Annotated in this window: 13 protein-coding genes; 2 read left to right on the top strand and 11 right to left on the bottom strand. The window is 62.4% G+C overall.

All coding sequences use genetic code 11. The features are described from left to right. Positions 1-142: 142 nt before the first annotated feature. Positions 143-565, bottom strand: a complete 423-nt coding sequence (locus Q0Z71_RS12150) for an HIT family protein (protein ID WP_298022988.1) — start codon at positions 563-565, stop codon at positions 143-145. 179 nt (positions 566-744) lie between these two features. On the opposite strand from Q0Z71_RS12150, the gene Q0Z71_RS12145 reads away from it, so the two are divergent. Continuing rightward, positions 745-1,512 (top strand): hypothetical protein, encoded by a 768-nt coding sequence (locus tag Q0Z71_RS12145; RefSeq protein ID WP_298022986.1) that lies wholly within the window; start codon positions 745-747, stop codon positions 1,510-1,512. Then, positions 1,509-2,438, top strand: coding sequence for a sugar phosphate isomerase/epimerase (locus Q0Z71_RS12140; RefSeq protein WP_298022983.1), 930 nt, complete (start codon positions 1,509-1,511; stop codon positions 2,436-2,438). The genes Q0Z71_RS12145 and Q0Z71_RS12140 overlap by 4 nt, the downstream gene beginning before the upstream one ends. Positions 2,439-2,596: 158 nt before the next feature. Here Q0Z71_RS12140 and Q0Z71_RS12135 read toward each other — a convergent pair whose 3' ends face one another. From Q0Z71_RS12135 to Q0Z71_RS12090, 10 genes are all read right to left on the bottom strand, one after another. Then, positions 2,597-3,148 carry a hypothetical protein gene (locus Q0Z71_RS12135; protein WP_298022980.1) on the bottom strand — a complete coding sequence of 184 codons (552 nt, stop codon included), beginning with the start codon at positions 3,146-3,148 and terminating at the stop codon, positions 2,597-2,599. 274 nt (positions 3,149-3,422) lie between these two features. Then, positions 3,423-4,472 carry a glycosyltransferase family 4 protein gene (locus Q0Z71_RS12130; protein WP_298022973.1) on the bottom strand — a complete coding sequence of 350 codons (1,050 nt, stop codon included), beginning with the start codon at positions 4,470-4,472 and terminating at the stop codon, positions 3,423-3,425. A 10-nt stretch (positions 4,473-4,482) separates the two neighbouring features. Next, positions 4,483-5,070 carry a TVP38/TMEM64 family protein gene (locus Q0Z71_RS12125; protein ID WP_298022969.1) on the bottom strand — a complete coding sequence of 196 codons (588 nt, stop codon included), beginning with the start codon at positions 5,068-5,070 and terminating at the stop codon, positions 4,483-4,485. Then, positions 5,067-6,245 carry a glycosyltransferase family 4 protein gene (locus Q0Z71_RS12120; RefSeq protein ID WP_298022966.1) on the bottom strand — a complete coding sequence of 393 codons (1,179 nt, stop codon included), beginning with the start codon at positions 6,243-6,245 and terminating at the stop codon, positions 5,067-5,069. Before Q0Z71_RS12120 ends, Q0Z71_RS12125 begins: the two co-directional genes overlap by 4 nt. 250 nt (positions 6,246-6,495) lie before the next feature. Continuing rightward, positions 6,496-8,478 (bottom strand): FtsX-like permease family protein, encoded by a 1,983-nt coding sequence (locus Q0Z71_RS12115; protein ID WP_298022963.1) that lies wholly within the window; start codon positions 8,476-8,478, stop codon positions 6,496-6,498. Continuing rightward, on the bottom strand, positions 8,471-9,238 hold the full coding sequence (locus tag Q0Z71_RS12110) for an ABC transporter ATP-binding protein (protein ID WP_298022961.1): 768 nt from the start codon (positions 9,236-9,238) through the stop codon (positions 8,471-8,473). Before Q0Z71_RS12110 ends, Q0Z71_RS12115 begins: the two co-directional genes overlap by 8 nt. 141 nt (positions 9,239-9,379) lie before the next feature. Continuing rightward, the gene (locus tag Q0Z71_RS12105; RefSeq protein ID WP_298022958.1) at positions 9,380-10,132 is read right to left on the bottom strand and encodes a hypothetical protein; all 753 of its coding nucleotides are present in this window, start codon (positions 10,130-10,132) and stop codon (positions 9,380-9,382) included. Further along, entirely contained in the window at positions 10,120-10,275 is a 156-nt protein-coding gene (locus Q0Z71_RS12100; RefSeq protein WP_298022955.1) for a hypothetical protein, read from the bottom strand. The genes Q0Z71_RS12105 and Q0Z71_RS12100 overlap by 13 nt, the downstream gene beginning before the upstream one ends. Next, positions 10,275-10,751, bottom strand: a complete 477-nt coding sequence (locus Q0Z71_RS12095) for an RNA polymerase sigma factor (RefSeq protein ID WP_298022951.1) — start codon at positions 10,749-10,751, stop codon at positions 10,275-10,277. The genes Q0Z71_RS12100 and Q0Z71_RS12095 overlap by 1 nt, the downstream gene beginning before the upstream one ends. 117 nt (positions 10,752-10,868) lie before the next feature. Continuing rightward, a complete protein-coding gene (locus Q0Z71_RS12090) occupies positions 10,869-11,288 on the bottom strand; it encodes a signal peptidase II (protein ID WP_298022948.1) in 420 nt (139 codons plus the stop codon). Positions 11,289-11,291: the final 3 nt, after the last annotated feature.

Here is an 11,291-nt window from a genome sequence, read left to right as displayed (position 1 = left end):
CATTTCTTCCATGCCTCTTTTGTCTGTTTCCTCATATCCCTTATTATATCATCAAATCTTTATTTTGGACACTCCCGGGGCATTCCGTAAAAAAATGCAAAAAACGGAGAGGCGCGGCCTCTCCGTTTCCATCGCTGCCAGATCAGATTCCCAGCTTGGCCCTCAGGGCGGCGATCATCCCCTGATACTCCCCGTCACTCAGCAGGACGGGCTCGGGATTGGTGATGGCAAAGGCGCCGCCGAACTCAAAGCCGCCCTCGTACTTGGGGACGATGTGGAAATGCAGATGGGGATTGGTGTCGCCGAAGGACCCCAGGTTGATCTTGGTGCAGCCCCACAGCTCCTTGACGGCGCCGGCGGCCCGGGCCAGATCGTCGGCGTAGTCCGCCAGCTCCTGGGGCGTGCACTCGCACAGCTCCTTCTTGTGGTCCTTCAGAGCCAGGGCACAGCGGCCCTTGTGGGCCTGGTCCTTGAATAAGTAGAGAACACCGGCCTTCATCTCGCCGACCTTGAACATAATGGCCTCCCGGCCCTCGTGATGCTCGTCACAGTAAAAGCAGCCCATGGGTGATATCCTCCTGTCAAGATCCGGGAACCGTCCCGTTTTCCATACCATACAACCATCGGCGGTTTCCGTCAAGAGGAAGAGGCAAACCCAGCAGCCCTGAATCGGCGGAAACGCCTTGCCAGGGACGCTGTAAAAATGGTATCATGGAGAAAACACTGGAAATGGAGGCTGCGCCTATGCGGTGGAAGACCGTCCTTTTGGCCGCTTTATCTGCGGCGCTTTTAGCCGGATGCGGCGGACAAGTCGCGAGGGAGCCTGCTGAACAGGAGGCTGTGCCGCTCCAGAGGGAACCGGCGGCCCAGGAGCCAGCGGCGGAGACGCCGGAGAATGAAAATGCTCTGCCGCAGATGGCGGACGGCCTACCGGACTGGGCAGAGGCATATTTTATACAGGCGCTGGCCCATGAGACGGAAGTCCCGGAGGCGGAGTATGCGCTGATCGATCTGACCGGCGGAGAGATCCCGGCCCTGGCGGCGGGACACAGCGGATATGAAGCCAGTTTGTATCAGTACGGCGGCGGGGAGCTTCACACACTGATGGATCACTGGCCCTATGGCACCTGCGGGAATGGCGGCTATGCGTATCTGCCGGGGCGGAGCGTCATCCGCAATTACAGTACGGGTTCAGCAGGAGCGATCCTCTACACCAGCTATCATCGCGTGACGGCAGATTGGGGTCTGGAGGGCTACACTCTGGAGCTTTGGAACTTCCAGGACCAGAACCAGAACGGTGTGCTGGATGAAGAGGAAACAGAGACACTGGGGCAGACGGCCTATTACTACTATGACCCGGGAAAGCTGCCCCTCACCGCGGAGGAATATGACAGCTATGCCATCGGCGGGAAATTTGACTACGAGGAAATTCGCGGCGGCAAGTGCTGCCGGGAATTTTTAGAGGAATTGAACGGCCTGACGGTCAAAAACAACGAGGAGGACCTTTCATGAAACTGGGATTGGTAACAGACTGCCTGGCGGATAAGACGCTGAAGGAAGCGGCTCAAATCTGTAGTTCACTGGGGCTGGAACAGGTGGAGCTGGGCTGCGGCAACTGGTCGCCCGCGCCCCACATCGATCTGGATGCTCTGATATCGGACACCGGAAAACGGCGGGAGCTGACGGATACCCTGGCGGCTCACGGCCTCTCCATCTCCGCGCTGAACTGCTCCGGCAACCCCCTGTTCCCCGGTGAAAAGGGTGCGCGGGACCGGGCCGTCATGGAAAAGACCTTTCTTCTGGCGGAACAGCTGGGCTTAAAGACCGTGGTGATGATGAGCGGCCTGCCCGGCGGCTGTCCCGGCGACGCCATGCCAAACTGGGTGGTGTCCTCCTGGCCGCCCGAGACCCAGGAGATTTTGGACTACCAGTGGGGCGTGGCCATCCCGGCGTGGGAGAAGATCGCAGAGCAGGCCAACCGCCATGGTGTGGAACGGCTGGCGCTGGAATTCCACGGCTGGCAGCTGGTGTATAATGTGGAGACCTTCCGCCGCCTGCGGAGCGCGGTGGGCAGCATTGTGGGTGTCAACCTGGACCCCAGCCACCTGTTCTGGATGGGCGGAGACCCCCTGGCCATTGCCAGAGAGCTGGCGGGGTGCATCTACCATGTCCACATCAAGGATGTCCGCCTGGAACCCGCCGCGGGGGCCAACACCCTGCTGGACACCAAGGGCGTGCTGGAATTCGCCGCCCGCTCCTGGAACTATGTCACCCCCGGCTCCGGCCACGGGGAGGACTGGTGGCGACGGTTCTTGGCGGCCCTGGGGGATGTGGGGTACGACGGTCCGTTGAGCATCGAGCAGGAGGACTACACCATTCCCACCATGGATGCGCTGCGCCAGGGCGCGGCGCTGATGCGGCGGATATTGGCATCGTGAACCGCCGCTTTTTATATAGTCAATCAACCCGAAAAATCGCAAGGGACGGTAGCGCTTTTGCTGCCGTCCCTCCGCTGTCTGTCTGGAAAACCGGGCGGGGCTGTCGGCGGCGGGCAAAGCCCGCTCATCTTGGCCGTTGACCGGCTTGGCCGGGTCTGCTATTCCCTCGGCAAGCTGGAATTCCATTCTCCGCCCGTCAGCCCTTCAGCTTGCATTCGTATCACATAAAATACCCGCACCCAATCCAGCTCCTGTTCCATCGTTTCCGCCAGGGCAAGCAGCCGTCTCTTTCCCAGCCGCCGGTCAAGCAGGGCAAAAATGCGGACCAATGGGTTTTCACATGCAAGGCTTTTCTCGATGCTCTGGTTGTCGAAGATGTGGAACGCCTCATAGAGCGTCCAGTTGTCAAAGCATCCGGCCCGCAGGGCGCCCATATGGGCAAGCTGGAAGGTCCTTCGCGGCGTGTCCTCTTCGGGGATCCTCTCTTTTATTTCCTGATACCTTGTCCAGTATTTTTCCGCATAGGCGTAATAGTTGCTCCGGAGCACTTCAACACCGTCCAGCAGGATCGCGGCGCGTCCCTCATGGTCGTCGCTTTTGCTGTAACTGACTGCGTAATACCGGATATGTCCCCGCAGGGAAGGACACAGATAATCTTTTTCCAGCTTATTTCGTATCCCGCTCCAAGTGGATACTCTTTCTGATCCCATGCCGTCACTCCCCCTAATCCCCCATTTGCCCCATGGTAATTTGAGTTAAGTATATCATATTTCGAATGTTTTTCCAGGTATTTCCCCCCTCGATTTTTACGGAACAAGGGGTCTGCTGTTTTATGGCACATGCGCATTTCAGGCTGACAGCACACAGGCCGGGCAGAAGAGTGAAAGGCGCACAGCCATCTCGGCTGTGCGCCTTTCACTCTCACTATGATCCGATCACTTGAAACGTGGTCAATTTCCTTTTCAAGCTTCACAGCGGGCGATATCATTTACCATACGCCGCACGTCTTGCCGGCAGAGAGGCCCTTGGCCCCGGCAGGATATGCTCCCTGCGGTAGATCTCCCGCAGATGCTCTCCCACGGCCTCCAGGCTCCGCGCCTCCGCCACCTTTCGCCCCTCCGCAGTCAGATCCGGCAGGGAACCGTCCAGCAGACCCATTACGTTTCGTTGAAATCCATCCAGGTTCGACGATTTGTATATATTTTCTCCATGCCTGAGCCACCTCTGATACACCGGAATGTCCCGCACCACGGTGGGGATCCCGCAGGCAAGGGCCTCCAGCACCACGATGCCCTCCGTCTCCTCATGGCTCATAAAGGCGAACACGTCCGCGCCGCAATATGCCTCCCGCAGCCGCTCCCGGTCCACAAAGCCGGGGAACCGCACATTGGCCGGAGCCGCCGCCATGGCCACCCGGGTCCCGGCGGGGAGCAGGCGGGGGTCTGTCCATCCAAACCAGAGGAAGCGGACGTCCGGCATCCTCCCGGCCAGTTCCAGGAAGTCCGGCAGGCCCTTTCGGGCGATGGTGTGGCCCACGGAGATCACGCACCGCTCCCCCTCCTTCATGCCGTACCGCCTGCGGAAGGAGGCCCGCAGGGACGGGTCCGGATGGAACCAGGTAGTATCGACGCCGTTGGAGATGCTGTATACCGGCGGCTTCAGGCCGTAGCCCGTCAGCAGGTCCCGGGCGTATTCCGTGGGCGTCAGCACCACGTCGCCCAGACCGTAGCAAAAGGTGATCCACCGCCGGAACAGCGGCGCCAGCAGGTCGGAGCCCCGGAAGGAGCGGCGGAAATCCTCCTTGGTGGAGTGGCCGTACCAGATCACCTTCCGCCCCCGCAGACGGGCCGCCAGCGCCGCCGCCACGGAATCCGGCAGGACGGTATTGATATGGACGGCGGACACATCCGCTGTCCAGCGGTCCGTGACGGGGATCTTTGCCCGGCGGAGGCACGCCTCCTGCTGGCGGATGGCCTGTCCCACGCCGCTTTTGCCCACCAGCTTTTCGCCGCCGCGATAGATGTAGATGCGCATATTGGTCTCCTTATCCGATGAAGCGATTCCAAACCACTGTCAGCCCCAGGCTGTACAGGGCGATGGCAAAGGGCTTGCCCAGTAAAATGATGGCGGTGTAGCGCCGCCAGGTCATATCCGTGGTCCCCGCCAGATAGCACAGGAAGTCGTCCGGCGCCACCGGCAGAAAGATCGCCAGGGCGAACAGCCGGGCAAAGCGGTCCCGCTCCTCAGACCAGCGGCTGTACTTTTCAATGGTCTTTTCCGAAAACAGCAGGGACAGCAGGGGCTTGCCGCAGTTCCGCGCCACGCCGAAGGCCAGCAGGGAACCGGCGCAGATCCCCACATAGTTATAGGCAAAGCCCCACACCGGGCCAAACAGCAAAACGCCAGCCAGGCACCCCAGCCCGCCGGGCAGGATCGGCACCACCACCTGCACCGCCTGGAACACGGTGAACAGCAGCGCACCCGCCATGCCAAAGCTGGACACCAGCGCCTGCAGCCGCTCCTGAGAGGTCAGCACGCCTGTCCTCCAGCCCCAGACGGCCACCAGCACGCACAGGGAAAACCCGATGAGAGACATTGCCCGCAGGACCGTTCTTTCCACCGGCCTGCTCATGCGGGGACCGCCTTTCCCCGCCCGCTGCGGCGGGCGATCTGCGCCTGATACACGGCCTCCACGCTCTCGGCGAACCGCTCCGCGGAAAACGCCTGGGCGGACCGCCGGGCATTTTCAGACAGCTGCTTCCGGCGGTGGGGCTGGGCCAGGAAGCTGTCCAATTTTTTCTGAAAATCCGCCGCGTCCCGATACTGCCAGCCGTTCTCACCGTCCCGGATGACGTTGGTCAGGCAGGGGTCCATCCGGCACAGGGCCGGGACCCCGGCGGCCAGGGCCTCCACATAGGTCAGGCCCTGGGTCTCACTGGTGGAAGCGCTGACGAACAGGTCCCCCAGCTGATACCAGTCCGCCACCTGCTCCGGCGGCACCATCCCGGCAAACACCACGTCCGGCGCCGAGAGGCCCAGCGCCGCGGCAGCCCCCTCCAGCCGGGAGCGGTCCGGGCCGTCTCCCACCAAAAGGAGCGTCACGGCGGCGCCGCCCATGGCGGCGCGGATGCGCAGCAGCTCGTCGATATTCTTCTCCTCCGCCAACCGTCCCACAGACACCAGCACCAGGCGGTCCTGGGGAATATCCAGGCTGGCCCGCAGCACCGCCATCCGCCAGGGGTCCGGCTCTCTGCCGAACCGCCGCAAATCGATGCCGGAGGGCACCACGAACACCGGCTTCTCCACCCCGTAATTCTTCAGCAGGAGCCGCACCTTTCCCGTGGGGGCGATCAGGCAGTCCGTCTGTCCCGCCACCCAGCGGGAGAACACCGCCACCGCCTTTTTCCCAAAGCGGACGCTGGGAGAAAAATAGTGGGTGTAATCCTCATAGACCGTGTGGTAGGTGTGCACCAGCGGGATCTCCAGCTCCTCCGCGATGCGGCGGGCCAGGAAAAAGGTGGAGAATTCACACTGGGAGTGGACCACATCCGGCCCCCAGGCCACCAGCTCCCGCACCCATCCGCCCGCCAGAGCTGTCCGCAGGCGGGCGCCGGGATATATCAGTCCCGCGGCCACGGAGCCCAGATAGGTCACGCCGTCCTTCTCCCAGGAGCGTGTGGTCTGGGACAGGGTGAGCACCCGGACCTCATGGCCCCGGGCCTCCAGCTCCCGCCGCAGGTTCTTCACCGAGGTGACCACGCCGTTCACAGCGGGACTGTACCAATCGGAAGTGATCAAAATTTTCATCGGCTGTTCCTCGTTTCTTGCCATCTGTTTATCATACGATATTGCCGCGGGGATTTCTTCAAACTCCAGCTTGATTTTTAACTGTATTAACTATAATAGTACAGTTAATACAGATTGTCAAGCCCCGTGTCGCCGCTCTTTCTGTTTCCAATCTTATGCCAACTACTATGTATTGTCAAGTACTAATTTATACCTAGTAATGGCATCCCGCACAGGCACCTGGCTTTCAGGCGCTGTACAGGCGTTTTCGTTACATCTGCAAAATTTCCGACGGTCCGGCCGCTGCCGCGCCGCCCACGATCCGGTCATAGGTCCGGGCCGTCAGTCCAAACACCAGGGCGTAGATAGCGCCGAACACCAGCAGGCTCCCCGCCGTGCAGGCGGCGAACAGTCCCACATTGTCAAGGCCGAACAGCTCCAGAATGCGGCACAGCATCTGGAACGCCGCCAGGATATGCAGGCCCGCCGCCCCCAGGGGCAGGAAGAACACCAGCAGGATCTGGCTGTGGATGGAGGCCCGCACCTCCCGGCCGCTCATGCCCACCTGCCGCATGATCTGATAGCGCCGCTGGTCCTCATAGCCCTCGGAGATCTGCTTGTAATAGATGATGAGCACCGTCGCCAGCAGAAACAGCAGGCCCAGGAACAGCCCCAGGAACAAAAAGCCGCCGTACATGGCATAGAGGTCCTGGGCATTGTCCTGGCGGCTCTCCACCCGGAACACCCCGCCGGATGCCTCCTTCAGCGCATCGGCGCAGGCCAGCTTTTCCGTTTCCGTGCCCTTTAGATCGATCTGGACCCGGAACTGCCGGCGGAGATTTCCCTCCGGTGCCAGGGCCGCGATGCGCTCCAGCGTTCCGCTGCCCGCCACCAGCCCCAGCACTCCGCCGTCCCCTGAGATGATCACGGAATCGCTGTGGTCCACAAAGGCGGCCAGCCGCTCCCGCACCTGAAACGCCTGGTCCTGGATATAGAAAATATCCGGCAGGGCGATGCCCTCGGCATAGGCCAGGACCTCGCCGTCAGCCAGGCTGGTCTCCCGCCCGGTGAGGCGGCTGTAATCCTCCGCCGCTATCAGCTCCACCCGGGTATATACCCCCTCGCCGGGCTGGAAGGCGAGGGTGTTGCCGCCGTAGTTTCCCGTGGCGAAGCACCGGATGTACCAATTCAGCTGCTCCGCGCTCTCCGCCGTTATGGCCCGGACCTGTTCCAGCGTCTCCTCAGGCGTCTCATCGGGCGTCTCCAGCGTCTGGATGGCCTCCACATCGTGCGGATACATCCGCGCCAATGCATCCTCCATGCCCAGGTACAGGCACATGGTTCCGGACACCGTCACCAGCACCATGGAGGCCAGGATGCAGATGTTGGCAAGGCCCACGGCGTTCTGCTTCATCCGGTACAGCAGGCCGGATACCGCAGTGAAGTGCTTTGTCTGGTAGTAAAAGCCCGGATCTGCCCGCAGGCGCTTCAAAAGGGCGATGGAACCGGCGGTGAACAGGCAGTAGGTCCCGATCATCACCAGGAACACCGCCAGGAAAAACTTCACCAGCGCCTGCACCGGGTCCCTGGTGGTCAGGGCGATGAGATAACCGGCGCCCAGCGTCAAAACGCCCACAGCCGCCAACAGCCGCTTCGTCTTGGGCTCCCGCTCGCCGGCCGCGCTGCTGTGGAGCAGCTCGATGGGCCTGGCGCGGCCCAGCCGGACGAGGTTGCACGCCAGTGTCAGGACGAACAGGCCGCCGAACAGCGCCGCCGTCTCCGCGATGCCCTTTCCGCTGACGGAAAATCCGAATGCCACCGGCAGCCGCACCAGCCTGACGATCAGGCCCAGGATCAGCCGGGACAGCAGGATGCCGCCCCAAATGCCTCCGGCGATGGTGGCGGCGGCGCACATCAGCGTCTCCCAGAGCATCATGCGGGCGATGTGGCGCTTCTCCAGGCCCAGGATGTTGTAGAGTCCCAGCTCCCGCTGCCGCCGCTTCATGACAAAGCTGTTGGCATACAGCAGGATGACCACGGAAAACAGCGACACCACCACACAGCCGATGGACATCATGGCCTGCAAATAGGCGGCGCCCCGCACGGTGTTGATGACCTCGTTCCAGGTCAGAAACCGGAGGATATAATACATGGCGGCCACAGCGCCGCAGGAGAGCAGATACGGCCCGTAAAACCGGCTGTTCCGCGCCAGATTCACCAGGGCCAGCCGTGGGAAAAAGCCGGTGTTACGCATGGGCGGCACCTCCCTGGGGCAGCTCCGTCAGCGTCTGGGAGATCCGGCGGAACTGGCTCTCACGGCTCTCTCCGCCCCGCTCCAGCTGGTGGTAGACACGGCCGTCCCGCAGAAACAGCACCCGCCCCGCGTGGCTGGCGGCTTTGACGCTGTGGGTCACCATCAAAATGGTCTGCCCCGCCTGGTTGATTTCTCCGAACAGCTCCAGCAGGCTGTCGGCCGCCCGGGAGTCCAGCGCGCCGGTGGGTTCATCCGCCAGCACCAGCTGCGGGTCGGTGACCAGCGCCCGGGCCACCGCCGCCCGCTGCTTCTGCCCGCCGGAGACCTCATAGGGGTACTTGTCCAGCAGCTCCGCGATGCCCAGCCGGTCCGCAATGGGCCGCAGCTTTCGGACCATCTCGCCGTGGCTCTTCCCCGCCAGGACCAGCGGCAGGAAAATGTTGTCCCGGAGGGAGAAGGTGTCCAGCAGGTTGAAGTCCTGGAACACAAAGCCCAGGTGCGCCCGCCGGAACGCTGCCAGGTCCCGCTCCCGGACTTTGGACAGGGCCTTGCCGTTCAGCAGCACCTCTCCGGCGGTGGGGCGGTCCAGCGCCGCCAGGATGTTCAGCAGGGTGGTCTTGCCAGAGCCGGACTCGCCCATGATGGCCACATACTCCCCCGGCCCCACGGAGAAGGCCACATCGGCCAGGGCCTGGACCTGGCTGCCGCCGAAACGGGTGGTGTATACCTTTTGCAGATGCTGTACCTCCAGCAGTGACATGACGGATTCCTCCTTGATTTTTGTATTGTTGCATTAGTGTATTAGTTGTATAATACAAATAACACCTGAAACAGGATTTGTCAAGGGGAAACAGAAAAAAAGAGGATGGAGGGCATCCCTCCATCCTCTTTTTTCCGGCATTCACTGGGGGTCCTGAATGATGAACGTCTTGCTGCCGCCTTCCTCCACCTCTGTAACGGAGAAGTCCGGGGACCTGCCCTCCGCCAATTCCTCGTCGGTGATGGGCTCCGCCGGAATGCCCACAGACTGGACAAAGGACTCCGCCGCCGCAGGGTCGGCCTTGCTCTCATCCAAGGGCATGGTGAACATGACGCCCACCACACCGTCACGCATAGAGATCGCGCCATCCTTGGTCATGGAGAACAGGTCCACGGAGGGCGTGCTGCCCTCATAGACGGCAAAGTACACCCTGTGGTCGGCGAACATCTCCAGATTGCGGGTGTCGAACAGGTGATAGGCCACGCCGTCCCGGAGGAAGGACATCTGCCCGCCACCCAAAGTCCAGGCGTTGACGGCGCTGACATGGTAGCCCTCCACCAGCGGTGTGTAGGTCAGGTCCGGATAATCCTGCAGGGGTTCTCCGTCGGTGCGGGCCACATGGTATACGGCATACGTGCGGTCGCTGATGATCTCGCCATTGTACTCAGCGGCCTCCCTGCTCAGATCCGCACCGGAGACCATGCCGTCCATGGTGACGGTGTACTCCCCCACCTCGGCGGATTCGTTGATGGCTATGGCGCTTTCGCTCTGGAACGCGGCGGCCAGGGCCGGCTCCTGCGCCTCCTCCGCCACGTCGGCAGGGGACAGGAACAGCACAGCGGCGGACACGGACACGGCCAGAGCGGCCACGGACGCGGCGATCAGCACCGCCATTTTCTTGGTTGTTTGAATTGCATCATCGGTTTCTCCTTTTCCAGTTCACGGGCGCGCCGGCGCAGCAGGGCTTCGGTCCGGGACTGGAAGTCCGGTGAAAAGGAGAGCTCGTCAAAGGCCTTGCGGTATTCCTCGTGGTTCATCATACTTCCTCCTTCAGCATCTGCCGCAGCCGCTCCCGGCCACGGGCCAGCCGGGTGCCCACCGTGGGGGCGGGCAGGCCCAGCATGGCTGCGATCTCTTTGATGGAATAGCCCTCGTAATAATAGAGGTGGATGACCGCGCTGTACTTCTCCGGCAGGCCGCGCACGGCGGCCAGCAGGTCGCTCCCCCGCTCTGGTGCGGCGGCCTGAGCCGCTTCCTCCAGGGGCACGTTCCGCCTTTCCGCCAGACGCCGGATATCGCTGGCGCGGTGAAGGGTGGTTCGGATCAGCCATGCCTTCTCATGCTCCGCGTCCCGGAACACGGGCCGGACCGTCAGCAGCTTCAAAAAGGTCTCCTGCACGGCGTCCTCCGCGTCGGCGGCCGTGTCCAGCCGGGTGCTGGCCAGCCGCAGCAGCATGGAGCTGTATGTCTCTACCACACGGCAGATGGTCTCATCGGTACCAAATGGAACCACGTTCCTCACTCCCTTCACCCTAAACACGGACCAGGCCCGGGATTTTTTTCATCCCGCCGCAATTTTGCCTCCGCAAAAGGGAACGCCCGCAGATCCAAGGACCTGCGGACAGATGATCTATGGGTGCCTCTTCCGGCGGAACACCAGCGCCAAACTCCCCAAAAGGATGGCAAAGTCCGCCAGATTGAATACATACCGTTTCAGCCGTCCCGGCGCTCTGGGGAACTGCACGTAGTCGTACACCTTCCCCCGCCGCAGCCGCTCCAGCAGATTGCTGCCCCCGCCGCCCAGGATCAGCCCCACGCCCAGCGGGCTCCGCCGCCGCTGGCGCCACAGCAGCCACAGGGCCGCGCAGGAGGCCGCGGGCAGCAGCTTTCTCTCAATGGGCAGGCCGAAAGCCGCCCCCTCGTTCCACAGCGTCAGCAGACGGATGCGGCCTTTGCCCCACGCCGTCTCCCGGCGGCTGCTCCGGTCCAGATACCAGCGGGCGGCGGTACAGGCCCCCAGGATCACCAGCGCCGCGCAGATGGTCAGCATGAT

Source organism: uncultured Dysosmobacter sp. (genome assembly GCF_947631635.1).
In the GTDB taxonomy this organism is placed as follows: domain Bacteria; phylum Bacillota; class Clostridia; order Oscillospirales; family Oscillospiraceae; genus Oscillibacter.
The sequence above is the reverse complement of the archived record's forward strand: the minus strand, read 5'-3'. Positions and strand labels throughout refer to the sequence as shown.